Annotated in this window: 25 protein-coding genes and 1 pseudogene; 20 read left to right on the top strand and 6 right to left on the bottom strand. The window is 67.5% G+C overall.

Translation table 11 applies throughout. The features are described 5' to 3' along the window. Positions 1 to 113: 113 nt before the first annotated feature. Positions 114 to 2,381, bottom strand: coding sequence for a tetratricopeptide repeat protein (locus IPM73_03390; GenBank protein ID MBK8917117.1), 2,268 nt, complete (start codon positions 2,379 to 2,381; stop codon positions 114 to 116). 5 nt (positions 2,382 to 2,386) lie between these two features. Next, positions 2,387 to 4,360, bottom strand: coding sequence for a tetratricopeptide repeat protein (locus IPM73_03385; protein ID MBK8917116.1), 1,974 nt, complete (start codon positions 4,358 to 4,360; stop codon positions 2,387 to 2,389). A gap of 229 nt (positions 4,361 to 4,589) precedes the next feature. Here IPM73_03385 and IPM73_03380 point away from each other — a divergent pair, with 229 nt between their 5' ends. The 9 genes from IPM73_03380 to IPM73_03340 all read left to right on the top strand — a co-directional run bounded on the left by IPM73_03380 (position 4,590) and on the right by IPM73_03340 (position 12,200). Then, complete coding sequence (locus IPM73_03380) at positions 4,590 to 5,384, top strand: flagellin FliC (protein ID MBK8917115.1); 795 nt, start codon at positions 4,590 to 4,592, stop codon at positions 5,382 to 5,384. Positions 5,385 to 5,470: 86 nt separating this feature from the next. After that, on the top strand, positions 5,471 to 5,896 hold the full coding sequence (locus tag IPM73_03375) for a flagellar protein FlaG (protein MBK8917114.1): 426 nt from the start codon (positions 5,471 to 5,473) through the stop codon (positions 5,894 to 5,896). Positions 5,897 to 5,927: 31 nt separating this feature from the next. Continuing rightward, entirely contained in the window at positions 5,928 to 7,298 is a 1,371-nt protein-coding gene (gene fliD / locus IPM73_03370; protein MBK8917113.1) for a flagellar filament capping protein FliD, read from the top strand. A gap of 18 nt (positions 7,299 to 7,316) precedes the next feature. Beyond that, positions 7,317 to 7,742: a flagellar export chaperone FliS gene (gene fliS, locus IPM73_03365; protein MBK8917112.1), complete on the top strand. Its 426-nt coding sequence runs from the start codon at positions 7,317 to 7,319 to the stop codon at positions 7,740 to 7,742. A 6-nt stretch (positions 7,743 to 7,748) separates the two neighbouring features. Then, positions 7,749 to 8,045, top strand: coding sequence for a flagellar protein FliT (locus IPM73_03360; GenBank protein ID MBK8917111.1), 297 nt, complete (start codon positions 7,749 to 7,751; stop codon positions 8,043 to 8,045). Beyond that, a complete protein-coding gene (locus IPM73_03355; protein MBK8917110.1) occupies positions 8,042 to 9,223 on the top strand; it encodes a flagellar hook-length control protein FliK in 1,182 nt (393 codons plus the stop codon). Before IPM73_03360 ends, IPM73_03355 begins: the two co-directional genes overlap by 4 nt. After that, entirely contained in the window at positions 9,204 to 9,488 is a 285-nt protein-coding gene (locus tag IPM73_03350) for an EscU/YscU/HrcU family type III secretion system export apparatus switch protein (protein ID MBK8917109.1), read from the top strand. The genes IPM73_03355 and IPM73_03350 overlap by 20 nt, the downstream gene beginning before the upstream one ends. A gap of 53 nt (positions 9,489 to 9,541) precedes the next feature. Next, positions 9,542 to 10,351, top strand: coding sequence for a flagellar brake protein (locus IPM73_03345; GenBank protein MBK8917108.1), 810 nt, complete (start codon positions 9,542 to 9,544; stop codon positions 10,349 to 10,351). 229 nt (positions 10,352 to 10,580) lie between these two features. Continuing rightward, positions 10,581 to 12,200, top strand: coding sequence for a phosphoethanolamine--lipid A transferase (locus tag IPM73_03340; protein MBK8917107.1), 1,620 nt, complete (start codon positions 10,581 to 10,583; stop codon positions 12,198 to 12,200). Between the two features lie 51 nt (positions 12,201 to 12,251). Here the strand turns inward: IPM73_03340 and fliE are convergent, their stop codons facing one another. The 3 genes from fliE to IPM73_03325 all read right to left on the bottom strand — a co-directional run bounded on the left by fliE (position 12,252) and on the right by IPM73_03325 (position 15,162). After that, positions 12,252 to 12,572: a flagellar hook-basal body complex protein FliE gene (gene fliE, locus IPM73_03335; GenBank protein ID MBK8917106.1), complete on the bottom strand. Its 321-nt coding sequence runs from the start codon at positions 12,570 to 12,572 to the stop codon at positions 12,252 to 12,254. A gap of 65 nt (positions 12,573 to 12,637) precedes the next feature. Next, positions 12,638 to 13,966 (bottom strand): sigma-54-dependent Fis family transcriptional regulator, encoded by a 1,329-nt coding sequence (locus IPM73_03330; GenBank protein ID MBK8917105.1) that lies wholly within the window; start codon positions 13,964 to 13,966, stop codon positions 12,638 to 12,640. Then, a complete protein-coding gene (locus tag IPM73_03325) occupies positions 13,963 to 15,162 on the bottom strand; it encodes a PAS domain-containing protein (GenBank protein ID MBK8917104.1) in 1,200 nt (399 codons plus the stop codon). Before IPM73_03325 ends, IPM73_03330 begins: the two co-directional genes overlap by 4 nt. 87 nt (positions 15,163 to 15,249) lie before the next feature. Here IPM73_03325 and fliF point away from each other — a divergent pair, with 87 nt between their 5' ends. The 9 genes from fliF (at position 15,250) to fliN (ending at position 23,825) form a co-directional block, all read left to right on the top strand. Then, complete coding sequence (gene fliF, locus IPM73_03320) at positions 15,250 to 16,998, top strand: flagellar M-ring protein FliF (protein MBK8917103.1); 1,749 nt, start codon at positions 15,250 to 15,252, stop codon at positions 16,996 to 16,998. Further along, a complete protein-coding gene (gene fliG / locus IPM73_03315) occupies positions 16,991 to 17,992 on the top strand; it encodes a flagellar motor switch protein FliG (GenBank protein ID MBK8917102.1) in 1,002 nt (333 codons plus the stop codon). The genes fliF and fliG overlap by 8 nt, the downstream gene beginning before the upstream one ends. 18 nt (positions 17,993 to 18,010) lie before the next feature. Further along, positions 18,011 to 18,703: a flagellar assembly protein FliH gene (locus IPM73_03310; GenBank protein ID MBK8917101.1), complete on the top strand. Its 693-nt coding sequence runs from the start codon at positions 18,011 to 18,013 to the stop codon at positions 18,701 to 18,703. Then, positions 18,700 to 20,100, top strand: a complete 1,401-nt coding sequence (fliI, locus tag IPM73_03305) for a flagellar protein export ATPase FliI (GenBank protein ID MBK8917100.1) — start codon at positions 18,700 to 18,702, stop codon at positions 20,098 to 20,100. Before IPM73_03310 ends, fliI begins: the two co-directional genes overlap by 4 nt. A 14-nt stretch (positions 20,101 to 20,114) precedes the next feature. Next, entirely contained in the window at positions 20,115 to 20,567 is a 453-nt protein-coding gene (gene fliJ, locus IPM73_03300) for a flagellar export protein FliJ (GenBank protein ID MBK8917099.1), read from the top strand. A 99-nt stretch (positions 20,568 to 20,666) separates the two neighbouring features. Beyond that, positions 20,667 to 21,758 carry a flagellar hook-length control protein FliK gene (locus IPM73_03295; protein ID MBK8917098.1) on the top strand — a complete coding sequence of 364 codons (1,092 nt, stop codon included), beginning with the start codon at positions 20,667 to 20,669 and terminating at the stop codon, positions 21,756 to 21,758. A 42-nt stretch (positions 21,759 to 21,800) separates the two neighbouring features. Beyond that, complete coding sequence (locus tag IPM73_03290; protein ID MBK8917097.1) at positions 21,801 to 22,373, top strand: flagellar basal body-associated FliL family protein; 573 nt, start codon at positions 21,801 to 21,803, stop codon at positions 22,371 to 22,373. A 5-nt stretch (positions 22,374 to 22,378) separates the two neighbouring features. Beyond that, the gene (fliM, locus tag IPM73_03285) at positions 22,379 to 23,389 is read left to right on the top strand and encodes a flagellar motor switch protein FliM (GenBank protein ID MBK8917096.1); all 1,011 of its coding nucleotides are present in this window, start codon (positions 22,379 to 22,381) and stop codon (positions 23,387 to 23,389) included. A 4-nt stretch (positions 23,390 to 23,393) separates the two neighbouring features. Beyond that, entirely contained in the window at positions 23,394 to 23,825 is a 432-nt protein-coding gene (gene fliN / locus IPM73_03280; protein ID MBK8917095.1) for a flagellar motor switch protein FliN, read from the top strand. Between the two features lie 164 nt (positions 23,826 to 23,989). On the opposite strand, the pseudogene IPM73_03275 reads toward fliN, so the two are convergent. Further along, positions 23,990 to 24,163: pseudogene (locus IPM73_03275) on the bottom strand (phage integrase N-terminal SAM-like domain-containing protein). Positions 24,164 to 24,377: 214 nt separating this feature from the next. Here IPM73_03275 and IPM73_03270 point away from each other — a divergent pair. Both IPM73_03270 and IPM73_03265 read left to right on the top strand, forming a co-directional pair. Continuing rightward, a complete protein-coding gene (locus IPM73_03270) occupies positions 24,378 to 25,901 on the top strand; it encodes an IS1182 family transposase (GenBank protein ID MBK8917094.1) in 1,524 nt (507 codons plus the stop codon). Next, positions 25,885 to 26,505 (top strand): hypothetical protein, encoded by a 621-nt coding sequence (locus IPM73_03265; GenBank protein ID MBK8917093.1) that lies wholly within the window; start codon positions 25,885 to 25,887, stop codon positions 26,503 to 26,505. The genes IPM73_03270 and IPM73_03265 overlap by 17 nt, the downstream gene beginning before the upstream one ends. Positions 26,506 to 26,701 lie beyond the last annotated feature (196 nt).

Below are 26,701 nucleotides of genomic sequence, written 5' to 3'. Positions count from 1 at the left end.
ATGGAAGCAGCCCTTCGTCGCCAAGCCGGCACCAAAGACGACCGACAAGCGGACAACGGCTCCTCATGCGGCGCCGCCTGTATGGCCGTTCAGGCCGACCCGCCCCTCAACCCCTACCTCCCCCGCACCCACTCCAGCGCCGGCGCCGCCAGTCCCGCCCAGTCTCCCGGCGTGGGCTGGCGCAGCAGGCGCAGGGTCGGGTACCACGGGGTGTCGGCGCGCGCTTGCAGCCAGCGCCATTCGCCTTCGCTGGACAAGAGGAGCAGGGTCGGCTTGCCCAGGGCGCCGGCCAGGTGGGCGATGGCGGTGTCGCAGGTGACCACGGCGTCCAGCGCGGCGACGAGGGCCGCGGCCTGATCGAAATCGCTCACTTCGGCCATGGGGTCCGCCAGGCGGCCGGCGGCGCCCTGGTCCTGGCGCCAGGCTTCGGCGCCTTCCTTTTGCAGGCTGACCCAGGCGATGTCGGTCGCGGCGAGCAGCGTCTCCACCAGCGGCAGGGGCAGGTCGAAGCGGTGGCGCGTGCGGGGCGCCTTGCCGCCGGACCAGCACAGGCCGATGCGCCGCCGGCCGTCGACGGGCAGGCGCTCGCGCCAGCGGCCGGATTGGGCCGGGTCGGCCAGGAGATAGGGCGCCGGGCCGTGGCCCCAGCGCGCCACGTCCAGGCCGAGGACGCCGGCCAGGGAGAGCAGGGGCAGTTGCCAGCGGAAGCCGGCATCGGCGGGGGCGCCGCTCAGGACTTCGACGACGCCGGCCAGGTTGCGGGCGAAGAGGGCTGCCAGGGCCGGGCGGGCGACGAGGGCCACGCGGCGGAAGCGCGGGCGGATCAGGGGCAGGAGGCGGACGAACTGGAGGTTGTCGCCGTAGCCCTGTTCGCAGAAGACCAGGAGGTCATCGGCGGCGGGGTCGGGGGTTTCGCCCTTCCAGGCCGGGAGCCGGGAGGGCGAGGGGCGCAGCCGCTGGGGGCCGCCCCGCTGCCAGCGGGATTCGTAGAGGGCCCAGCCGGGGTCGGTGTGGCCCCGCTGCAGGAGGAAGCAGGCGTAGGCGAAGCGCCCTTCGGCGTAGTCCGGTGCGCCGGCGACGACGGCGCGGTAGGCGGCGTCGGCTTCCGCGTCGCGGCCCAGCCAGGCCAGGGCATTGGCGCGGTGGGTGGCGAGGGCGGCGTTGCCGGGGTCGGCGGCCAGCCCGCGTTCGAAGGCGGCGACGGCCGTCGCGTAGTCGAAGCGCTCCCGGGCGCAGATGCCCTCCTGGTTGGCCAGATCGGGGGTGTCGATGCCGAAGCGGCGCGCCAGGGCGACGGCGTTGGCGGCGTCGGCGAACCAGCCCTGGTCGAGGAAGACCTGGATCAGGGTGAGGTAGACCGTGCCGTCATCGGGTTTTTCTTCGACCAGGGTGGCGAGGAGATCGACCGCATCGCGCACGTCCCCGGCGGCGGCCTGGGCCTCGGCCAGGTTGGTACGCACCAGGCGGTCCCCCGGCGCGAGCTCCAGGGCGGTGCGGAAGTGGCGGCAGGCGGCGTGGGCGTCGCCCAGTTCCAGGCTCACGGCCCCCAGGTTATTGAACACTTCGTAGGCCCGCCCGCCCCGGTCGACGACGGCCTGGTAGTGAGCCCTCGCCTCGGGGAGGCGCCCCAGGGACTGAAGGCAGGAGGCGAGGAGGCAGCGGGCCTCGAGGTGATCCGGGCGCAGTTCGCACAGGCGCTCCAGGAGGCTGGCCGCATGCGCGCTGCGCCCTTCGTTCAGGGCCGCCTGGGCGGCGTCGGCAAGGACGGTCACGGTCATGTCGTCCTGGGGCGCCGCCACGCGACGGCCCGCCGGCTTGATGACTTCCAGGGTGATCTGGATGCTGGAATAGACGTTCCAGCGGCTGTCGCCGGCTTCCCGCAGGGCGGCTTCGTCGATTTCCCCCCGGGCCAGGCGGTCGAGCCAGATCTGCCGCGGGGTGAGGGACGAGGAGACGATTTCGAAATCGATGCCCAGGTAGCGGCCCAGGGGGGTGTTGGCGGCGCCGATGCGTTCGTATTCCGCATTGTTGCGGTGGCTGAAGAGGGCCAGGGTATCGGGCGTCACGGGCCGGACGTGGGTGGGATCGCCGAGGAATTCGTCGGAGCGGGGATGGGGCACTTCGATATGGACCAGGGCGCCGTCGCAGCACACCCGCCAAAGCTCCCGCAGGATGGCGAGGAAGGTGGCCGGCTGCTGTCCCAGGTGTTCCAGGACGTGGATGAGCTTGACGGTATCCACCGCGTCGTCCGGCCAGGGCCACGGGGTCTTCTCCAGGTCGACCACCTGATCCGGCGCGCAGACGGGGGAGGCATCGACGTTTACATAGCCGTCCATCTTGCGTTGGCCGCAGCCCAGGTTGAGTTTGAGTTTTGGCGGCATGGGCGTCACGGCGAGTCCTTGCAGGGTGAAAGGGGGGCGGTTTGGGGTCGGCAGGCCAGATCGTGCAGCGCCGCGGCAGCCCGCTGGACGACGGCAGTCCAGTCGCCAAAGGCTTCCTGGCGGAAGATAAGCAGGGTGGGATACCAGGGGCTGTCCTCCCGCGGCGGCAGCCAGCGCCAGTCGGTGTCGTAGCGGTCGAGCATCCACACCGGCCGCGCCAGGGCGCCGGCCAGATGGGCCACGGCGGTATCCACCGAGATGACGAGGTCGAGTCCGTCCACCAGGGCCGCCGTGTCGGCGAAATCCCGCACCTCGGGCATGGGGTCGAGAAAACGCCCGCTCCAGCCCAGGGCGGCGATTTCCTCGGCCTCCTTGCCGAACTGGAGGTTGACCCAAGTGACCCCGGGAACGGCGAGGAGGGGTTCCAGGGTCTTCAGAGCCACCGTCTTGGCCGAGCGATAGATGAAGGTTTCGCTGGTGGACCACACCAGGCCCACCCGCAGCCCCGGCGCCGCCTGCAAGCGTGCGCGCCAGGGTGCCAGGCGGGCGGGGTCCGCCCCCAGGTAGGGCACCCGGGCCGGAATGGTCGCCACCCCGGTGCCGCAGCGCCAGGGCAGCGACAGCAGGGGGATGTGAGCGTCGTGGGGCGGGATGGGCTCGCCCCAGGGGACGACGCGGCACCAGTCGCTGCGGTAGCACGTCCCCAGCAGCCCCACCAACTGATGCAGGGCGTAGAACACCACCCGGGCGCTGGGAAAGCGGGCGTGGATTTCGTCCAGGTAGCGCACGAACTGGAGGTTGTCGCCGAAGCCCTGCTCGGCAAAGACGAACAGGGTGCGGCCATCGAGGGGACGGCCGTCCCATTCCGGCGAGCCGAGGGCCGGCCGCTTGCCGGCCATCTGGGGCATCTTCCAGCGGCTCTCGTAATAGGGCCAGCCCTGCTCCAGCTCGCCCCGGTTGAGCTTGAGCAGGCCCAGGTTGAGTTCCGCCGAGGGGTGCCCCGGCACTTCTGCCAGCACGGTACGAAAGAGCGCCTCCGCCTCGGGGAAGCGCCGTTGGCGCATGAGCAGGGCGCCGTAATTGACCCGGGCGTCGGTGGAGCTCGGGTCGAGGGCCACCGCCCGGGCCAGCATGGCTTCGGCCTCGGCCAGGGCATTGTTGCGGGAGAGGATGCAGCCCAGATTGGTGCGGGCCGCCACCAGGCCGGGATCGATTTCGGTGGCCCGCCCGAGGCAGGCCAGCGCTTCGTCTTCCCGCCCCAGTTTGCCCAGGACCAGGGCGCGGTTGTTGAGGGCCTCGGCGAAATCGGGGTCCAGGGCCGTAGCGCGTTCGTAGGCCGCCAGGGCCTCGCTCATCCTCGACTGGGCCGCCAGGGCGTTGCCCAGGAAGAACCAGGCGACGGGATGGGCATCCCCCTCCGCGGTCAGCCGCTGCCAGAGGGCCAGATGCTCACCGGCACCACCGTTCAGCTCCAGGAGCACACCCAGGTCGTTGAGGTAGGCGGGATGCTCGGGGCGCAGGCGCAGGGCGGCGAAATAGTCGCTCGCCGCCCGCTGCCAGTCGCCCTTTTCCTTGTAGAGATCGCCGGAGAGCTTGAGGACGTCGTCGGCCCGCTCCCGCACCCGTTCCAGAGCGACCAGGGCCTCGTCGGTCCGGCCCTGCACATGCAGGCTGCGGGCCAGATTGAAGTGCAGATTGTCGTCCCCGCCAGCCAAAGCAAGGGCACGGCACAGCACGGTTTCGGCGTCGGCGGCGCGCCCGGCCGTGGTGAGGGCGGCACCGTAGTCGGACTGGATGCGCCCGTCGTCCGGCGCCAGGGAAGCCGCCCGGGCCAGATGTTCGACCCCGCCGGCCAAGTCGCCCCGGTCGATGCGCACCAGGCCCAGGGCCGCCCACAGACCCGCCAGGTCGGGGCGCTGGGCCAGGGCGGCGCGCACCTCCTCCTCGACCCGGGCCAACTCGGCGTCCTGCTGGCTCATTGCGCGTCCTCGTCCTCACTTTTTTATCCGCGGCGAGTGTAGCACTCCCGCGAAAGAGACAACTGCGGGGCAACTGCGCCCCCGGGGAACGCGGCGGGCGGGGGCACTCAAAAATGTGAAGAAGGGCCTAAAGTTTCTTTCCAGGGCGTCGTAATTGGGTCCAAGGGAGCAATCCCGCAACATCTTCGACCCATCGGAGATTCAGTCACCGGAACCGAGGAGAATCCAAATGCCTGCCTCAATCGTCTTTACCAACGTTTATTCGCTCAACTCCCAACGCCATCTGAACAAGAATGCGATGGGCCTTTCCACCGCCATCGAGCGCCTGTCTTCCGGCCTGCGGGTTAACTCCTCCCTGGACGACGCCGCCGGTCTGGCAGTTGCCTCCAAGATGGAAGCGCAGTCCCGCGGCCTGACCGTCGCCATGCGCAACGCCTCCGACGGCATTTCCTACGCCCAGACGGCCGACAGCGCACTGGCCAGCGTCAGCGAAATGTTGCAGCGCATGCGCGAACTGGCCACCCAGTCGCTCAACGGCGCCATCGGCGACACGGAGCGCGGCTTCATCAACAACGAATTCTCGCAACTCCAGGCGGAAGCCAACCGGGTCCAGGGCGCCGCCCAGATCAACGGCACCAGCGTCTTCGGCAGCTTCACCTTCCAGGTCGGCTCCAACGCTTCCGATACCCTGTCGGCCACCTTCACCAGCACCGACATCACCGGGACCGACGTCTCCACCACCGGCGGCGCCTCGACGGCTCTGTCCAGTGTCGATGCCTGGATCAACTCCATGGCCTCCCAGCGTTCCACCATCGGTGGCGTCAATTCCCGCCTGAACAGCACCATCACCTATCTGGAGTCGGCCCGTGAGAACCAGACCGCTGCCCGCAGCCGGATCATGGACGCGGACTTCGCTTCCGAAACCGCTTCGCTGACCCGCTACCAGATTCTGCAGCAGGCCGGCACGGCGATGGTGTCCCAGGCCAACGCGATTCCCAACAACGTCCTCAGCCTGCTCCGCTAAGCACGGCGGGAACGACCTAAGGAAGACCGGATCGGCCCCCGCCGCGCAGGCCGGGGCCGATTCGCCGCAACACACAGGGGAACATCATGGCCATCTCATCGGTTACCGCCCAGGGCGTCGTTCCGCTGCCCCTGCCTGGTCAGGGAGCTCGGACCGAAGCCAACCTGCCTCACGACGCCGCCAGCGCCCGCGTGCAAGGCGTCGACGGTCAGGAATCCGTCGTCGCCGCCGTGGATAAGCGCTCGGTGGCGGTCAATGCCCAGAAGTCCGAGGCCCGCGACGAGCCCGACGCCAAGACGGTGCGCGACGCCGTGGAGCGGGTAAAGAAATTCGTCGAAAGCGCCGCCAGCGATGTACAGTTCTCGGTCGATGAAGATAGTGGCATTCGCGTCATCAAGGTCGTCGACAAGGAAACCAAGGAAGTCATCCGGCAGATGCCGTCCAAGGAAGTGGTCGAACTGGCCAAGGCCCTGGACAAGCTTCAGGGACTCATCATCAAGCAGACCGCCTGACCGGCGGCGGTCCCGCGGCAAGGAGGGCGCCATGCCCAGCGTCTCATCCCTCGGAGTGGGAACCGGGATCGATCTCAGTTCCCTCCTGAGCAAACTGGTGGCCGCCGAAAGCGTGCCCATCACCCAGCTCAATACCCGCCAGACCAGCTTCAAGAACCAGCTTTCGGCCATCGGGCGTATCCAGAGCGCTGTCGAGACCTTCGCCAGCGCCGCCGAGGACATCGCCACCGAGGCCGGCTTCAAGGGCTTTTCCGCCACCGTGGCCGACGAGGAGTACGCCTCCGCTTCGGCCACCGGCTATGCCGCCCCGGGCAGCTTCTCGCTGCGCGTGGAACGGCTTGCCCAGGCCAACAAGCTCCTTTCCGCCACCGCCCCCTCGGTCTCGGCGGGGACGCTGACCCTGGAACTGGGGAACATCTCCGGCGGCAGCTTTGTCGCCAAGAGCGGCACTTCGCCCGTCACCATCAATTTCACCGGCAGCACCATCGAGGAACTGCGGGCAGCGATCAACGATGCCGACGCGGGCATCTCGGCCACCATCATCAACGGCGCCGGTGGCAAGCAACTCATGCTCACCAGCGACGAGACCGGCGTGGAAAACACCATCCGCCTCACCGGCTCGGGCGGTCTGGTGGGCCTCACCTACGACCCCATCAGCCCCAGCGTCGCCTTCACCGAGAAAGCCGCCGCCCAGGATGCCGAGGCCTACGTGGAAGGCGTTCTGGTCACGTCCTCTACCAATACCCTGTCCGAGGCCATGACCGGGGTGACCCTCACCCTCAAGAAGGCCCACGACCCGCTGCAACCGACCGACGCCACGACACTGAATATCGGCAACGACAACGCCGGCATGATCGAGCGCATCCAGGCCTTCGTCACCGCCTGGAACGATCTGAACAGCCTGTCCAAGGAACTCACCAAGTACGACACCACGACCCAGTCCGGCTCGGTCCTGACCGGCGACGGCACGGTCAGCACGGTCAATAACAAGCTGCGGGAAGTGCTCTTTTCCTCCCCCAGCGGCATCAGCACCGCCTACCCCACCCTGGCCGACCTGGGCATCTCGTTGCAATCCGACGGCAGTCTGCTCCTGGACGAAGACGAATTCTCCGAAGCCCTGGCGGCCAACCTGAGCGGCGTCAGCAGCACCGTCACCGCCTTCGGTTCGGCCTTCCAGACCGCCGCCGAAGCCCTGGTGGACCTGGAGGGAACGATCACCATCCGCCAGGCGTCCCTGGATACGCTCATCGACAACCTGGAGACGCGGCGCGAGGAGTTGCAGCGCCGGGTCGATGCTGTCGAGGCGCGCTATTCCAAGCAGTTCACGGCCCTGGACAAACTCATGAGCCAGTTGCAGACCCAGTCCGCCTACCTGACGCAACAACTGGCCAGCCTCGGCTGATCGGTTAAGATAGCCCCCATGTTCGCGTCCCAGCTCAATCCGCTCAAAGCCTACGAAACCGTCGGGCTGGAAACCGCCGTCCGCTCGGCGAGCCCCTACCAGCTCATCCTGATGCTCTTCGACGGGGCCAGGCAGGCCCTGGCCGGCGCCCGCTACGGCATGGAAGCCGGCGACATTCCCAAAAAGGGCATGGCCATCTCCAAGGCCATCGACATCATCCAGAACGGCCTGCGGGCGAGCATCAATCTCGAAGGGGGCGGCAAGCTTTCCGAAGACCTCTGCGCCCTCTACGACTACATGGGGCGGCGCCTCCTGCACGCCAATCTGCACAACGACCTCGCCGCGCTGGACGAGGTCTCCCGCCTGCTGGGCGAAATCCATTCGGCCTGGGTCGAAATCGGCGACAAGGTCAGCGAAGGCCCCGCCGCCGGCACCGCCCCCTGATTGGCCATGGCCGCCTACCTGGACAGCCTCCGGGCGCTCGCCGGGCACGCGGAGCGGCTCCTGAGTCTGGCCCAGGGCGGCCAGTGGGAGGCATTGGCCGAGGAGTCCTCCCGCCACCAGCTTCTTTTCGAAGCTTTCGCCCAGACGAGTCCCCCGGCCCTGGACGCCGCCGAACGCGCCGAGGCCAAGTCGCTCCTGGCTGCCACCCTGGATCGCCATGCCGCCCTGTCCGGACACGCCGGCCCCTGGCTGGCTGACGTGGGTCGCCTGCTGGAGACCCTGAGCAACCCGGCAGCCCGATGATCCCCGCCGACGTCGCCGCCCGGCTGCGGCTCGTACTCCCCGAGCAACCCGCGGCGCCACAGCCGGCCATTCCGGCCCAGCAACTCAAGGACGTCCTCAGCGACCTGGTTCCCGGCCAGCGCATCCTGGCGGAAATCCAGGCCCTCCTTCCCAATGGCACCTACCGGGCCGCCGTGGCCCAGCGCGAAGTCACCCTCGCCCTGCCCTTCGCGGCCAAGCCTGGCGACACCCTGGAACTGGAGGTGGTCGAACGCGGCAATCGCCTCGTCCTCGCCGCCGTAGCCGAGCGCAGCACCCAGACGGCGAAGACCCCCGGCGATTCGGTCGCCACCACCCTGAGCCCCGCCGCCCGCCTGATCGGCACCCTCATGTCCGAAATCGGTGCCCCCGGAGACCGGGCGCCTCCTGCCCCCCTCAACGCCAGCCGCCCCCTCCTGAGCGGAGCGCCGGGCGACGCCGCCCAACTGGCCCCGGTCCTGCAAGAAGCCGTGGTCAAGAGCGGCCTGTTCTACGAATCCCACCAGGCCCGCTGGGTCGCCGGGCAGATGCCCACCGCGGCGCTGCTGGAGGAACCCCAGGGGCGCCTGTCGACCCCGGTGGTCGCGCCTCCTCCGCCGGCCCAGGCGACGGAGGGCACCGCGCTTCAGGCCGAAGCGCCTTCCCTTGCCCCCGCCGCGGGGGCCACAGCCAGGGCTGCCCTGGCGGAGAGCTCCGTCCCCGCTTCGCCCGCCCCGGCCGAGTCGCCCTCGGCAAGCACCGCCGCCCTGCGCGAGGGGCAGCAGGCCATGGCCCCGGGGTTGCCGGCGACCCTGACGCCCCTGGTGCAGCAACAGCTCGACGCCCTGGCCACCCAGGTCCTGTCCTGGCAGGGGCAAATCTGGCCGGGCCAGACCCTGGAGTGGGACATCGAGGATGCGCCGCAGTCGCGCCCGGGGGAGGAGGGCGCCGACAGCCGCCGCTGGACCACCCGGCTGCGCCTCACCCTGCCTCGCCTGGGCGCCATCGACGCCACCCTGCGTCTCGATGCCCAGGGCGGGGTGGATTTGAGCCTGAGTGCCGGTGACGCCACCACCACCGCCCTGCTGAGCGGCAAGGGAAATCTTCTCGCCCACCGCCTGGCCGACGCCGGCCTGAGCCTTGCCGGGCTGCACTTCGATCATGCCGCCTCCGGAGAATGATCCCCAGCGCGAGGCGGTCGCCCTGGCCTACCGCCAGACCGACGCCGCCCCCCGGGTCGTCGCCCGGGGACGGGGCCTGGTGGCCGAAGAAATCATTTCCCGCGCCCGGGAGCACGGCGTCTACGTGCATGAGTCGCCGGAACTCGTCTCCCTGCTCATGCAGGTGGACCTGGACCAGCACATTCCCCCCCAGCTCTACCGGGCCGTCGCCGAACTGCTGGCCTGGCTCTACCGCCTGGAACAGGGCGAGACCGAGCCGCTGTGAGCGGGCCGGGCTGGGGTAAACTCGCTCCTCTGCCCTCCAGGAGCGTGCCGATCTTGACCGCCTCTCCCCCGCATTCCCCGCACCTCCCGCCGCTCGCCGACCTGGAACTGGAGCACGGCGACCGCTTCGGCCCCTATCTCCTGCAGCGCAGGACGGAAATTCTCTTCGTCCTGCGCGCCCTGCTGCGTCAGAAGGCCCTGGTGACGGTCTACTACGATGCCGCCGGCCACTTCTTTCTTTCCAGCGTCCTCGCCGTGGACGACGCCGCCGACCGCCTGATTCTCGACCCCGGCAACAGCGCCGGGGCCAACGATCAGGCGCTGTCCACCCAAAAACTGATCGTCGCCGCCCGCCAGGATCGGGTGAAGGTCCAGTTTTATCTTTCCCGCCTGGAAGCCGTGAACCACGAGGGCAAGCCCGCCCTTGCGGCCCCCCTGCCCGCTTCGCTCCTGCGCTTGCAGAGGCGGGAGTATTTCCGGCTCGATACCCCCCTGGCGCCGACGCTCACCTGTCGGCTTGAATTGCCTCGTCCGGAGGTGGCCCCCCTGACCGAAGTCCTGCGCATTCTGGACATCAGCGGGGGAGGCGCCTGCCTCGCCCTGCCCGAATCCCTGGCGCCCCTCCTCCCGCCGGGCACCCACACCGGCCGCTGTCGCATCGAATTGCCGGAAGCGGGGGTCGTCGCGGCTGATCTGGTCGTGCGCAGCCTTGCCCCCCACACGGCGGAATCCGGACTCGCCCACGTGCGTCTGGGCTGCGAGTTCGTCGAACTCTCGCGCGCGCAACGAGCACTGGTGGAGCGTTTCGTCACACGCCTGGAGCGCCAGGGTTTCCGGACCCGGGAGCCCGGCCCCCAGCCGTGAAAGCCCTTGCGCCAAGGCCTCGGCTGGACAGATTCAGGGTGTTTCGGCACACCGCACATGCCCGCTCATCGCCCCTCGGCGGGCATCGCCACCAGCCCGCCGGCGCATCCGCGCGGGCACCGGGTTTGGTCACGCTGCCGCGCAGGCACGAGCCCGCCACGGCGTCCCTTCGCGCCACACGCCCCCCCGACGAATACAGCGTCGGGCTCGTCCAACAGAGGCTTCCAGGATGATTTCCCGCCTGTGCCGCCGGGCAATGTCTTCCCACACCATGCTTCTCGCGGTGGCATGCTTTTGGGTTGCCTGCGCCAATGCGGCGTTCTTCTCGCGCGTCGTGGCAGTCTTTCCGCCCCATGGGACGACCCTACTCGCCATCGCTTCCCTGGCCGTATCACTGATCGCCGTCACCGCCCTTCTGCTCGCCCCTTTCACGCTCGGCCGTGCTGCGAAGCCCATCCTGACGCTCCTGTGCCTTGTGGCCGCGGTGTGCGCCTATTTCATGGACAGCTTTGGCGTAGCGATCAATGGGGACATGTTGCGCAATGCAGCCGAGACGCAATGGGACGAGGCCCTGGATCTCGTCACTCCCAAGTTGCTCGCTTACATCCTCTTCCTGGGCCTGGGGCCGGCAACACTGCTCTGGCTGATCCCCCTGAAATGGCTCGGATGGCGAAAGGAAATCCTGCACCGCCTGACTTTGGTCGCCGTCCTGACCGCGATCACAGGCCTCTCGCTTGTCGCCGCCGGCGATTTTTTTGCCTCCTTCCTGCGGGAGCACAAGGCATTGCGCGCCTATGCCAATCCTGCAGCCCCGCTGGTTGCCGCAGTCCGCCACGGTAAAGCCGGTCTCGCGGGGACCGCCGACACCAACACCGTACAGCCCATCGCGAGCGACTCCCACCTCGCCGCGAACGATGCGGGACGCGAACTGATCCTCCTGGTGGTTGGCGAAACGGCACGCGTCGATCGGCTCTCCATCAATGGCTACGCAAGGGATACGACCCCCCGTTTGCGGCAGGAAAAGGGGTTGAGCTTCACGAACTTCTGGGCCTGCGGCTCTTCCACCGCGGTATCGGTGCCCTGCATGTTCTCTGCCCTCGGGATGGAGAAATTCGATCCCCAGCTTGCGCTGCAGCAGGAAAACCTGCTGGACATCGCCCAGCGAGCCGGCGTGAACGTCCTGTGGCTGGACAACAATTCAAGCTCAAAAGGCGTGGCGCTTCGAGTTCCCTACGTCGATTACCGGACCCCGAAAAACAATCCGCGCTGTGACGACGAATGTCGCGACGTGGGAATGCTGACGTCCCTGCAGGACTATATCGATTCACGCCCCAAGGGAGACATCCTGATCGTCCTCCACCAAATGGGAAATCACGGCCCCGCCTACTATCGACGCTACCCGCCCGAATTCGAAAAATTTCGTCCGGCTTGCCACGACAAGGATCTGAACCGTTGCAGCGCCGAGGAGATCGGCAACGCCTACGACAATGCCATTCTGTACACGGACCATTTCCTGGGGCAGGTCATCGAGCTGCTCAAGCGCAACGACTCAAGGTTCGACACTGCGCTTTTCTACGTGAGCGATCACGGCGAATCCCTGGGCGAACGAGGCATCTACCTGCACGGACTGCCCCGCGCGATCGCCCCCGACAGCCAGCTTCACGTACCGGCGATCCTTTGGTTTGGCCCATCCAACCGGGATGTGGATGTCCCCGCCCTGGCCAAGAAACTGCAGCAGCGATTCACCCACGACAATCTCTTTCACACCGTCCTCGGCCTGCTGGAAATCGAGACAGCGACATACCGCAAGGAACTGGACATGCTGGAAGGCGCGCGTCCGCCGGAATAGCCACTTGGCGGAAGGAATCCCCGCCTGGAACCGCCACAACCTCGCAGGGCGTCAGACCTGCATGTTCATGATGTCCTGGTAGGCATTCACCAGTTTATTGCGCACCTGGACCATCTCCTGGAAGGAAACGCTGGCGGTCTGCAGGGCGATCATGACTTCGTGCAGGTTCTGGGAGGTATCGCCACCGGCAATTTTTTCCGCCATCCCCTGGGCCTGGACCTGGGCGGCATTGACCTTGTCGATGGACTGCCTGAGCACCTGGGAAAAATCAGCACCGCCCGCCGAAGCGGCTGATTCGGCGGGCTTTCCAGCCGCCTGGGCTGCGGTGGCCCGCAGCACGCCCAACATGTCTTCGATTCCCTTGGTGTCCATGGTTCCTGCTCCCGGCCGACGGCGGCCTCCGCTCACCCCCTCATGCTAGCAAAGCCCGGGCCAGATCACTCGGAAAAAAACCCTTCGTCCCGGTACTGCTGCAGCTTGTAGCGCAAGGTGCGCTCCGATATCCCCAGGCGTTCCACCGCCAGTTTGCGCGAGCCCCCCACTTCGGCCAGGGTGCGCAGGATGTGCTCGCGCTCCAGATCCTTCATGTTGTCCGCCCGCTCCGGCTCCCCCGTCGTCGTTCTGGAGAGCGGAGGCAGGTCGGCGAGGCCCAGGTGCTCGACTTCGATGCGGGTGCCGGGGGCAAGGATCAATGCTCTCTGGACGACGTTTTCCAGTTCCCGCACGTTGCCCGGCCAGGGATAGGCGCGCAGGGCGGCCTCGGCTCCACTCGTCAGGACCATGGCCGGACGGCCGAAGCGCGCGCCATGGACGGCAACGAAGCGCCGCGCCAGGGGAACGATGTCGGCCGGTCGCTGGCGCAGGGCGGGGATGCTGACCGGAAAGACGTTGAGCCGGTAGTAAAGATCCTCGCGGAAAATGCCCTTGGCGACCGCCTCGCCCAGATTGCGGTTGGTGGTGGCGACGATGCGGATATCCAGGGCCACGGGCTGCTTGCCCCCCACCCGCTCCACTTCCCGCTCCTGCAGCACACGCAGGAGCTTGGCCTGGAGGCCGAGGGGCATTTCCGTCACTTCGTCGAGGAGCAGGGTGCCCTTCTGGGCCTGCTCGAACTTGCCCGCCTGGGCCTGCTGGGCGCCGGTGAAGGCTCCCTTTTCGTAGCCGAAGAGGGTCGCTTCCAGGAGACTCTCGGGGATGGCGGCGCAGTTGATGGCGACGAAAGGGCCGGTCCGGCGGGCGGAATGGCGATGAATGTGGCGGGCGACGACCTCCTTGCCGACGCCGGACTCACCGTCCAGGAGGACCGTGGCGTCGGTCAGGGCGACCCGCCCGGCCAGGCCGAAGAGTTCGCGGCTTGCCGCGTCCTCCGCGATCACGCCGGCTTCTCCGTCGCTGCCCGGCAAGCGGTAGCGGTCGATGACGGCGAGGAGCGCGGCGGGTTCGAAGGGCTTGAGCAGGAAGTCGCAGGCCCCCGAACGCATGGCATCCACGGCCTTTTCCACTTCGGCGAAGGCGGTCATCAGCACCACCGGCAGGTGGGGCAGGCGCTGCCGCACCGCCTTGAGCAGCGCGATGCCGTCCATGGGCAGCATGCGCACGTCGCTCACCACGATGGAAAAGGCCTGGGCTTCCAGGGCCCGCAGGGCAGCCTCGCCGCCATCGGCGGCAACGAAGGCGCGGCCGGCCAGTTCCAGGGTGTCGCACAGGGCCTCCCGCAGGCAGGGGTCGTCTTCGACCACCAGGATGGGCAGGGCGGAATCGGTCATGGGCTGGCGGTCTCCGGCGGCGCGACGGGGAGGTGGACGATGAATTCGGCCCCCGCCCCGGGCTGGGAGCGAAGTTCGATACTGCCGCCGTGGGCCCGGGCGACCCCCAGGGCGATGGGCAACCCGAGGCCGGTGCCCAGGCCGCGGGTGGTGAAAAAGGGTTCGAAGATGCGGTCCCGCAGTTCAGCGCCGATCCCGGGCCCGTCATCCGCCACCGAAAGGGCAAGGCCGTCGCCGCTCAGGCTGGCGGAGAGGCAAATTTTGCCGCCCCCGGCAAGAGCCTGCTGGGCGTTCTCCAGGAGACTCACCAGGGCGCCGAAGAGGGCTTTGCGCCCCCCCACCAGCACGGCACCGGCGCTGTCGTCGCGCAGGGTGAAGGCCACACCCTGCTCGCGCAGCAGCGGCTCGACGGTGGCCGCGGCGTCGGCCAGAAGCTCGGCCACGGGAAACACGTCGCGGCCCAGGGTTTCGCCCCGGGCGAAGAGCAGCACGTCCTGGATGAGCCGCTCCAGGCGGCGCAATTGGCCCGTCGCCTTGTCGGCGAAGCGGGCCCGGGTTTCATCGGCCAGGCCGGGCTGGCCGAGATTACCGCTGTAGAGCAGGGCGGCGGCCAGGGGGGTGCGCAGCTGATGGGCCAGCGAGGCGGCCATCTCGCCCATGGCGGCGAGGCGCTGGTGGCGTTCGAGTTCGGTCTTCATGCCGTGGGCGGCGGTGACGTCGTGCACCAGGAGAATCTTGCCGCCGCTGGCCGCCAGGGCGCTTTCGGCGAGGCTCACGCGGCGCTCGCCCACCAGCCATTCGCCCACCGCCAGGGTCGGGTCCAGGTGGGCGCGGGCGACGTCGCCCCAATGGCTGCCCAGCACCGCCTCGCCGAACAGGGCGCGGGCCGCCGGGTTGGCCTGGGTGACCCGGGCACCGCCGTCGAGCACCACCACCCCGGCCGGCAGGGCATCGAGGAGCAGCGACAGGCGCTCCGACAGGGCTTCCTTCTCCTGGTATTGGCGGCGCAGTTCGCCATTGGCTACAGCGAGTTCTTCGGTCAGGGAGGCGACGCGGTCCTGCAGGGCGCCGTAGGCAGTGGTCAGTTCTGCCGAGACCTGGTTGAACAGGTCGAAGGCCCGTTGCAGTTCGGCAGTCTTGCTGTCAGTATCGGCAATCGCGGGAGCGGCGGGGGGCATCAAAAAGTTTGGCGGCATTTCGGCCCGGCTAATATAGAATATTTCTAGCAAAATGGGGCTTCCCGATTGATTCTTCTTCTGTTTTTCAGGGTTTTACCGGCTTAGATGGCAGCGACGACTGATACCACTGCGGGGGCCGCGCCGACCGTCGGAGCGCTGGACCGCCTGCGCGAGGCCCTCGGTCGTCTCGACAGTCGTCAGAAGATGATGTTTGCCGCCGCCCTCGCCGCCATCGTCGCCATCCTGGTGGGCGCTGCCCTGTGGGCCAAGCACGGCGACTTCAAGGTGCTCTTCTCCAATCTTTCGGAAAAGGACGGCGGCGCCATCATCGCCGCCCTGGAGCAACAGAACATTCCCCATCGCATGTCGGACAGCGGCGCCATTCTCGTGCCCTCCGACAAGGTGCACGAGGTGCGCCTCAAGCTCGCCTCCCAGGGACTGCCCCGCGGCGGCATGGTCGGCTTCGAGCTCATGGAGGGGCAGAAATTCGGCATCAGCCAGTTTGCCGAACAGGTCAATTATCAGCGCGGGCTGGAAGGCGAGCTGGCCCGCACCATCATGTCCATCGGCTCGGTCCAGGCGGCCCGCGTCCATCTCGCCATCCCCAAGCCCTCGGTCTTCGTGCGCGAGGAGCAAAAGCCCACCGCGTCCGTCCTGGTCACCCTCTACCCGGGGCGCGTTCTCGATGCGGCCCAGGTGGTGGGCATCACCAATCTGGTGGCGGCCAGCGTGCCGCAATTGCCCATCTCCAACGTCACCGTCCTGGACCAGAACGGCAGCCTGCTCTCGCAGCTCAAGAGCAAACTCACCGAGGCCGGCCTCGACCCGGCCCAGCTCAAGTACATGCGCGAGGTGGAGGCCAGCGTCATCGCCCGCATCGACGCCATCCTGAAGCCGGTCCTGGGCGGGGACAATTACAAGGTCCAGGTGGCAGCCGACATCGATTTTTCCCAGAGCGAACAGACCGCCGAAAGCTACCGCCCCAACAACACCCCCGAGAACACGGCCATCCGCAGCCAGCAGAGCAGCGAATCGGCGGCGGTCAACCAGACCCCGGGCGGCGTCCCTGGCGCCCTCACCAATCAGCCGCCGGTCCCCGCCACGGCCCCCCTGACCACGCCGCCCACCGGCGCCGCCCCGGGCCAGGCGGCCAAGCCCGGCGACCTTGCCGGCAAGGTGCAGGTCGCCGGCATCAGCGCGCCCATGGCCGCAGCCGGCCAGCCCATCAGCACCACCAAGAACAACACGGTCAATTACGAGGTGGACAAGACCGTCCGCTACACCAAACAGAACATGGGGGCCATTCGCCGCCTCTCGGCCGCTGTGGTGGTCAATCACCGGCTGGAAACGGGCAAGGACGGCAAATCCGCCGCCAAGGCCCTGCCGGAAGGGGAAATGAAACAGATCAACGACCTCGTCCGCGAAGCCATGGGCTTTTCCAAGGATCGGGGCGACACCCTGTCGGTGGCCAACGCTCCCTTCACCGCCAGCGACAAGAGCGACGCTGGCCTGCCGATCTGGAAAGATCCGGAAAATGTCTCCATGGCCCGGGAGCTGGCCAAGTACCTGCTGATTGCCGCCATCCTGGCCTTCATCTACTTCAAGATCGTGCAGCCGCTCCTGAAGACCATGTTCCCTTCCCCCGCCGAGGTCGCCGCCGCAGCCGCCGCCGAGGCGGGGCTGGCCGGCGAAATCCTGGGCGAGGGCAGCCCCCTGGCCGCCGGCCTGGAAGGCGAGGACAAGGTGACCATCGACCACTACGCCGCCAAGCTGCAGAAGGCCCGCGACATCGCCCAGGCCGACCCCAAGGCGGTAGCCAACATCATCAAGGACTGGATGGGTGCCAATGGCTAGTGCGGAAGAAGGCGTCGAAAAAAGCGCCACCCTGCTCATCGCCCTGGGCGAAGACCACGCCGCCGAAGTGCTCAAGCATCTGGGCCCCCGCGAGGTCCAGAAGCTGGGGCACGCCATGGCCGCGCTCAAATCGGTTCCCCGGGCCAAGGTCGAGGCGGTGCTGGACGAATTCCACACCATCGCCGTCGAGCACGCTTCGGTACACGTCGATACCGACAACTACATCCGCTCGGTCCTGACCAAGGCCTTGGGGGACGACAAGGCGTCCAACCTCATTTCCCGCATCCTGCAGGGGGGCGAGACTTCGGGCATCGAGGGCCTGAAGTGGATGGACGCCGCCACGGTGGCCGATCTGGTCAAGAACGAGCACCCCCAGATCATCGCCACCATCCTGGTGCACCTGGAACACGACCATTCCAGCGAAATCCTCAACCACTTCACCGAGCGCCTCAGGAACGACGTGGTGCTGCGCATCGCCACCCTGGAAGGCATCCAGCCCGCGGCCCTGCGCGAGCTGAACGACGCCATGGCGCGCATCCTGGCCGGATCGGCAACCATGAAGAAGACCGCCCTGGGCGGGGTGCGCACGGTGGCGGAAATCCTCAACTTCATCGGCACCGCCAACGAAACCTCGGTCATCGACGCCATCCGCGAGTACGACCCGGACCTCGCCCAAAAGATTCTCGACGAAATGTTCGTCTTCGAGAACCTGATGGATATCGACGACCGCTCGATTCAGATCATCCTGCGCGAGGTGCAGTCCGACTCCCTGGTCCTGGCTCTCAAGGGCGCCAACGAAGCCCTGCGCGAGAAGATTTTCCGCAATATGTCCCAGCGCGCTGCCGAGATGCTGCGGGAAGATCTGGAATCCAAAGGGCCGGTGCGGGTTTCCGAGGTCGAGGCGGAGCAGAAGGAAATCCTCAAGACCGTCCGCCGCCTTGCCGACGAGGGCCAGATCGTCCTGGGCGGCGCCGGCGGCGAGCAGATGCTCTAAGCCCCCTGCGGGTCTTCCATGCCGGCCTATATCCCCAAGGAACAACTCGACAGCTACCGCCGCTGGCAGGCCGACGCCTTCGACCTGGGTGAGGCGCCCGAGCCCGTCGCGGCGCCGCCGCAGCCGGAGCCGGAGCCCCTCCCGGACAGGGGGGAAGACGTCGCCGGGGTGGCCCTGCCCACCGCCGAGGACATCGAGCGCATCCACGAAGAAGCCCGGGCCGGCGGGCGTGAAGAGGGCTACCAGGCGGGTCACGCCGAGGGTCTGGCCGAGGCGAGAGAGGCGGCCGAGCGCTTCGCCGCCCTGGCCGAAAACTTCTCCCAGTCCCTGGGGAACATCGATCAGACCCTGGCCGACGAGGTCCTCGCCCTGGCCGTGGAACTGGCGGGTCAAGTGCTGCGAAAGACCCTGGCCGTGGACCGGGATGCCCTGCTCCCGGTGGTGCGCGAGGCCCTTGCCGCCCTGCCCCTGCACCACGGCCACGTGGTCGTCCACGTCCATCCGGACGACGGCGCCAGCCTGCGCGCCCACCTGGGGGAATCCTTTTCCCATTCCGGCTGGCAGATCCTGGACGACCGCGACATCACGCCTGGCGGCTGCCTCGTCAAGGCCGGCACCAGCGAAGTGGACGCCAGCCTGGAGATGCGCTGGAAGCGGGTCCTGGAAGCCGTCGGCGCGGCGCCCGCCGAGGAACGGCGGGAGGAGCGGTGAGCGGGCTTCCCGACCACGCCGGACGCTGGCGGCAATTTCTCGCCAACTGCCAGAATTCCGCCGCCGGGGCACAGCCTCTGTGGCCGAGCGGCCGACTGACCCGCATCAACGGTCTGGTGATGGAAGCCGCCGGACTCAAGCTCCCCCTGGGCAGTTCCTGCCGCGTGCTGCCCTCGGGCGGCACCCCGGTCGAGGCGGAGGTGGTGGGCTTTGCCGGCGAGAAGCTCTATCTCATGCCTTCCGACGACGTCTATGGCCTCTCGCCGGGCGCCCAGGTGGTGGCCTTCGAGACCCCCGGGCTGCCGCCCCGGGTGGGTGCCGCCATTCCCCAGCGCCGCCGCGCCATCGACCGGGCCAAGCAGGTGCCGGTAGGCGAAGGGCTCCTGGGCCGGGTGGTGGATGGCGTCGGACGCCCCCTGGACGGGCGCGGCCCCCTGGTCAGCCAGCAACTGCGCCCCCTGCAAAGCCGGCCCACCAATCCCATGGCCCGGGCCGCCATCGCCCAGCCCCTGGACGTGGGGATCCGCGTCATCAACGCCCTGCTCACCGTCGGCCGCGGGCAGCGCATGGGCCTCTTCGCCGGTTCCGGCGTCGGCAAGTCCGTACTCCTGGGCATGATGGCCCGCTACACCGAGGCCGATGTGATCGTCGTCGGCCTGATCGGCGAGCGGGGCCGCGAGGTGAAGGAATTCATCGACCAGATCCTGGGAGAAGCAGGCATGACCCGGGCCGTGGTCGTCGCCGCCCCGGCCGACACCGGCCCCCTCATGCGCCTGCAGGGCGCGGCCTACGCCACGACCATCGCCGAGCACTTCCGTGACCAGGGCAAGCAGGTCCTGCTCATCATGGATTCCCTCACCCGCTACGCCATGGCCCAGCGCGAAATCGCCCTGGCCATCGGCGAACCGCCCGCCACCCGGGGCTACCCGCCCTCGGTCTTCGCCCGCCTGCCGCAACTGGTCGAGCGGGCCGGCAACGGGCCCGAAGGGGGCGGCTCCATCACCGCTTTCTATACCGTGCTCACCGAAGGCGACGACCAGCAGGACCCCATCGCCGACGCGGCCCGCGCCATTCTCGACGGCCACGTCGTCCTCTCCCGCGCCCTGGCCGACGCGGGCCACTACCCGGCGGTGGATGTCGAGCAATCCATCAGCCGCGCCCTGGTCAGTCTGGTGGAGCCGGGCCACCTGGACCTCATCCGCCGCTTCAAGGTGCTCTTTGCCCGCTACCAGCGTTCACGGGATTTGATTTCAGTGGGCGCCTACGTGGCCGGCTCGGACCCGGTCCTCGACCAGGCCATCGCCCTCTATCCGCGCATGGAGGCCTTCCTGCAGCAACCGCTGGCCGAACGGGCCGACTTCGCCGCCAGCGCCGCGCAGTTGCGCTCCCTGCTCTGAACGCCAGCCCCCCCGTGAGCCGCCCCTTCACCCTGCAACCCCTGCTGGACCTGATGCAGACCCGGACCGACGAGGCGACCCGTCGTCTGGGCCGTCTCATCGCCGCCGAGCAGAGCGCCCGCAGCCGCCTTGAGCTCCTGGAGCAGTACCGGGAGGAATACGCCCAGCGCTACCGCGAAGCCGTTTCCGGCGGGCTCACGCCGATGGCCCTGCGCAATTTTCAGGACTTCATGGCCCGCATCGACGACGCCATCCGGCAGCAGGCGAGGGCCGTGGCCGATTCGGAACGGGGCACCGCCGCCGGGCAGGCCGCGTGGAAGGAGCAGAACAAGCGCCTCAAGGCCATCGATACCCTTTCCGACCGTCACGAGGCGCGGGAGCGCTACCGCGACAACCGGCAGGAACAGAAGGAACAGGACGAGTACGCCGCCCGTGCGCGGGAAGGACAAACGCCCGACGACGCCTGAGCCGGCCGTGATCCACCGCGCCAGTCGCGGCAACTCCGGCGGAACTGGCATGTCTCTTGCTGATTCGCTGCCATCTTCTTCGTCGCCCGAGGACTGTCCATGGCCATTCCCGCCGTCAGCACCCCGCCCGCCCCGGGTACCCCCCTGCCTGCCGGTCCCAACGCCGTCGCGGCGGACCCTGCGACCGGTGGCTTTGCCGCCCTCTTCCTCGCCCAGATGGGCATTCCCCTGCCCCCGGCCCTGGCCGCCCAGGGCGAGGCCAAAGGCGAAGCGCCGCTGACTGCGGACGAAGAAACTGCATCCCTGGACCCCGCTGCTTCCCTTTCCGGCCCTGATCCCGCGGCCCTGGCCGCCCTGGGGCTGCCGCTGCCCCCGGATGCCGCCCTTCCCCGCCCCCCGGCCCGCGCCGATCTTCCCATCGACCCGGACCTCGCCCGCAGCCTTCCCCTGCGCGGTGGCCCGCCGACCGCGCAGGGCATCGAGCCCGGCGCCCAGCGCGGCGCCACCGCTCGCGCCGAGCAAGACCCCGCTTCCGCGGCGGGCGGCATCCTCCCCGCGGCCCTGCCCAGTCCCGTGGCCGGCATGAACCTCCCCGGCAGCGACATCCCGGCGGCAAAACTTGCCGCCTCCTTGCCGGAGGCGCTGCCTGCGGCGGCGGCCGGCGCCCCGGCGGAAACGCCCCCGGCGGCCGCTGCCCTGAACGCCACCCTGCCCTTGCGGCACGCGACACCCGACACCCCCACCGCCACGGGCCTGGAGACCCCCGTCGCCCACCCCCGCTGGGGCGACGATCTGGGCAACCGGGTGGTGTGGATGGCCCGCCACGACGAGCAGACGGCCCGCATCAATGTCAATCCCCCCGAGCTGGGGCCCCTGCAGATCACCCTCAACCTGAGCGGCGACCAGGCGAGCGCGAGCTTCACCTCGCCCCATGCCGAAGTGCGCCAGGCCATCGCCGACGCCCTGCCCCGGCTGCGGGAAATGCTGGCCGGCGCCGGCATCGATCTGGGCCAGACCCACGTGGGCGCCCAGGCGCAACACGAGCGCAGCGGGAACTGGCCGGAAAGCCCTGCCAGTCCCCGCTTCGGCAATGATGCGGCTATACTTGCCGCGACCGGCGACGCACCGGGCGGGGGCGCGGTTCCCCTTCCGATGCAACGGGGCAGGGGCATGGTGGATCTCTTCGCCTGAGCCCTGCGCCGCGGGGAGACATTCAAGAACGGGGACAGCTAGATGGCCAAAGACGCAAAGCCCGCCGAAGGTGAAGACCAGGCGGCAGCACCCAAGAAAAGCAAGAAACTGCTCATCATCATCGTGGCGGTGGTGCTGCTCCTCGTCCTTGGGGGTGGGGGTGCCGCCTTCTTCCTCCTGAAGAAGGGCGGTGATGAACACGCCGACGAAGAGGATGTGGCCGAAGAATCCGCCAAGCCCAAGAAAAAGGACAAGAAGAAGGAGAAGGAGGCCCATCCCATCTTCGCCACGCTGGAACCCTTCACCGTCAATCTGGTGCCGGAGACCGGCGACCAGTACCTCCAGGTCGCGCTCTCCGTCGAGTTCGAGGATCCCGCCGCCGACGCAGCGCTGAAGGCCCACATGCCCAAGATTCGCAACAACATCACCCTGCTCCTCTCGGGCAAGAAGGCTTCCGAACTCATCAGCCGGGAAGGCAAGGAAAAGCTCGCCGCAGAGTTGCTGGAAACGGTCAACGACGTGCTCGAACCACCCAAGCGCAACAAGAAGGGCGAAAAGATCTCCGAAGAAGGGCCGGCCAAGTCCGTGTTGTTCACCTCCTTCATCATCCAGTAGGGGCCATGGCCGGCGACTTTCTCTCCCAGGACGAGGTCGATGCCCTCCTGAAAGGGGTCACCGGGGAGGTCGACGAACCCGAATCCGGCGGCGAGGAAGGTGGCGGCGTCCGCAACTACAACCTGGGCACCCAGGAGCGCATCGTCCGCGGTCGCATGCCGACCATGGAGCTCATCAACGAGCGCTTCGCCCGCTATCTGCGCATCGGCCTGTTCAACTACATGCACCGCAATGCGGAAATTTCGGTGGGCCCGATCCGCGTGCAGAAATACAGCGAGTTCATCCGCAACCTGGTGGTCCCCACCAACCTCAACCTGGTGGTGGCCAAACCCCTGCGCGGAACGGCGCTCTTCGTCTTCGACCCCAATCTGGTCTTCCTGGTGGTGGACAATATGTTCGGCGGCGACGGCCGCTTTCATACCCGTGTCGAGGGGCGCGATTTCACCCCCACCGAGCAGCGCATCATCCAGGGCCTGCTGACCGTGGTGTTCAACGAATACGGCAAATCCTGGAAGCCGGTGTGCGACATCCAGTTCGAGTACGTCCGCTCGGAAATGAATTCGCAGTTCGCCAATATCGCCACCCCGTCGGAAATCGTGGTTTCAACCACCTTCACCCTGGAATTCGGCGGCGCCACGGCGGACATGCACATCTGCTTTCCCTATTCCATGCTGGAGCCGATCCGCGACCTGCTCTACAGCACCATGCAGAGCGACCAGCTCTCCACCGACAAGCGCTGGATCACCACCCTGCGCAAGCAGCTCCAGGGCGCCGAGGTGGAAATCGCCGCCCACCTGGGGCGGGCGGAAATCAGCCTGGGGCAAATCCTTAAGCTCAAGATCGGCGATGTGATTCCCATCAACATCCCCGACCGGGTGGTCGCCCACGTGGACAACATTCCCCTGATGGAATGCCGCTACGGCCAGCAGAACGGGCAGTACGCCCTCAAGATCGAACGATTCATCTCCGCAGAGGCACAACAGGGCGAAGCGGCGCCGGGAGACAACCATGGCTGACGAAATGGAAGCAAGCGAAAACACCGTCGCGGAAGACGACGGCCAGATCAGCGAGGACGATTGGGCCGCCGCCATGGCGGAGCAGACGGTCGAAGACGCCCCCAGCGCCGCGGCCGCCCAGCCCGCCAACATCTTCCCCTCCTTCGGCGACCCCGGCGGTAGCGCCGGGGTGCTCAACGACCTGGACATGATCCTGGACATCCCGGTCCAGATCACGGTGGAACTCGGCCGCACCAAGATCACCATCAAGAACCTGCTGCAACTCGCCCACGGCTCGGTGGTGGAACTCGACGCCATGGCCGGCGAACCCATGGACGTACTGGTGAATGGCACCCTGATCGCCCAGGGTGAGGTGGTGGTGGTCAACGACAAATTCGGCATCCGCCTCACCGACATCATCACCCCCTCGGAGCGCATGCGGAAACTCAACCGCTGAGGAGCCCAGCGCCGGCCGGCTCCCGCAGCCGGCGAGGCCCTGGTGAGGCGCGTGCGCGGTTTGGCGCTGGAGTGAGCGGGAGAGCACACCCCCAATTTCCCTTCGATGCGTCGCAACGCGGGCCAAGAGCCATGACCGTGGTGCCCCCACGCCCGGCGCCCGCCCCTGGAGACGCTGCGGGGGTGACGCAACCCGTGGAAACGCACGAACCAACGCACCCAATAGACATAAGCCTCTTCCGTGCGTATGCTGTAATGACGTATGCGAATCGCGCGCCGCACCTGGTCGAGTAACCTCGGTGCGGGTTGATCGGAAGAGGAAGGGGTGTCCGGTTTCACGGGAGACAATAGCTGTATGGACAAACAGTTGTACGCCAGTTTTTCGCCTTACGCAAGGCTTGCCGCATGTCCGATCCGCCAGGATATTGGACATGATCCCAGGATATTGGCCGAATACGGCATCGACTAAACGTTGAGGCTGTAGAAAAACCCCCAAACCGCCGCCAGTCCTGGCAAAATCGCACAATGTCGAATGCATTTCGTGGAGGCGGGAATGGCGCGATTCAAGCCGGTGCATAAGGGGCTGAAACTGTTGCCGGTCGATTTCGACCAGCAACTCGTTCCCGGCACCTTCGAGCATGCCCTGAACTACCTGGTGGATCACGAGCTTGACCTCTCGGCCCTGGAAGCCCGCTACCGCAATGACCAGCAGGGCGCCAGCGCCTATGCCCCAGCGGTACTCCTCAAGGTCGTGCTGCTCGCCTACAGCCGGGGCATCGTCGGCTCCCGTCGGATCGAAGCGGCCTGCCGGGAGAACGTCGTGTTCATGGCGCTATCCGGTGATTCCCAACCCCATTTCACCACCCTGGCCGCCTTCGTCGCCAATCTGGGCGACCTGGCCGCCCAACTCTTCGCCCAGGTGCTGACCATCTGCGATCGCCAGGGACTCATCGGTCGGGAGATGTTCGCCATCGATGGGGTGAAGCTCCCCAGCAACGCGAGCAAGACGAGGAGCGGCACCCGGGCGGATTTCCTGCGCCGGGCCGAGAAGATGGAGGCCGCGGCGAAGAAGATGCTGGATCGCCACCGCGAGGCCGATGCCGGCGGCGACGGCGGACCTTCCGACCGGGAGGCTCGGCAACTGGCCCGGCTGCAGGCGGAGGCCAAGAAGAACCGGGAATGGCTCACTGCCCACCCCAAGGATCGCACCGGCGCCAAGGGCGCCGTGCGGCTCTCCAACCAAACCGACAACGAGTCCGCCAAGATGGCCACCAGCAAGGGGGTCATCCAGGGTTATACCGGGGTGGCGGCGGTGGATGCGCAGGCCCAGGTCATCGTCGATGCTCAGGCCCACGGCACCGGTTCCGAGCAGGAATTGCTGCTGCCGGTGGTGGAGGCGACCCGATCACTGCGTACGCCGGAGACGCTCATCACCGCCGATGCCGGCTATCACAGCGAGGCCAATCTGAAGGCCTTGGCCGAGGCCGCCGTCCCGGCCCTCATCGCCGATGCCGGCATGCGCCAGCGGGACGAGCGCTTTCAGGACCAGGGCCGCCACCGGGCCAAGCCTGATCCGCTCTACGACAAGGGCAAGCCGCCGAAAGCAGCCAAGCGCTTCCGGCCGGCCGATTTCGACTACGACCCCGAGGCGGGCACCTGCCTCTGCCCGGCGGGCAAGGCCCTTTACCAGAACGGGTCGAACTGCATCCACAACGGCCACCTGGCCACCAAGTTCACCGGCGCCCAGCGGGACTGTGTGCCCTGCGAACTGCGGGCGCGATGCCTGAGAACCCCGGAGAAGACCCTGGTCCGACAGGTCTGTTTCTTCCGGGGCAAGGCGCCCGGCGCCACGGAGAGCCATACCGACCGGATGAAGCAGGCCATCGACAGCGAGGAAGGCCGACGCCGCTATGGCCGGCGTTTCGCCACCGTGGAGCCGGTGTTCGGCAACGTGCGGGGCAACAAGCGGATGGATCGTTTTACCCTGCGGGGGCGCGCCAAGGTGGATGGACAGTGGAAGCTCTACTGCGTGGTCCACAACATCGAAAAGCTGGCCCACCATGGGTACGCCGGATGAGGATCAGCCGATGAACGGCCCGCGTGACTTCTCCCCAATCTCCCAAGCACTGCCTTCCGGCCCCCGCGGCTGGCTCGCGATCAGCATTTCCACCGCTTCACCCCGGATTCCAACCGGCCGCCACCCGCCTGCAAAAAATCCTGCCAATGCGGGGCAGGGGTTGGAAAAATGGGTTTTTCTACAGCCTCGTTATGCCACCGCCATCAATCTCAGGGAACAGAACATGCCTCAACAAGGCCTCGTTGTTTTCGCCAAGAGCAAGAAGCGTGTCTCTGCCTTCTACCAGCAGACGCTGGGCCTTGAAGTCATCGAATCGGACTCGTCTCACGATCTTCTCCGGAACAAAATCTACGAGCTAGTGATTCACACCATCCCACGGAAGTACGCCGCAGGAATCACCATCACGAAGCCGCCGGAACCAAGAGAAGAAACGCCCTTCAAGCCTACCTTCGTCGTCAACAGCCTGGCGCAGGTTCGCAGCGCAGCCGAGGCTACAGGCGGCTACCTCAAGCCCGAGGCTGGAGCCTGGCACTTTCGCGGCCATATCGTCCTTGACGGTTGGGACCCCGAGGGCAACATTGTTCAGTTCAAACAGGCTGAGTAGTTGCTCGGTCAAAGGTGTGCCACACCATGCCGCACGCAGTGCCGCCTACCCCTCGTTCAACCGGACCCGCTACGGCAAGCGCCGTAAGCCCGCCGTGGGAGCCCTGCAGGACCCCCAACGGCAAACTCAACACCTTCAGCTCTTACACCACTCGGCGGGACGCCGCCCGTGAGAACGCGTGCCTCGACTAATGGCT

It is taken from the genome of Betaproteobacteria bacterium (assembly GCA_016720065.1).
Classification (GTDB): domain Bacteria; phylum Pseudomonadota; class Gammaproteobacteria; order Burkholderiales; family Rhodocyclaceae; genus SSSZ01.
This window is presented reverse-complemented; position numbering and strand designations above follow the sequence as displayed.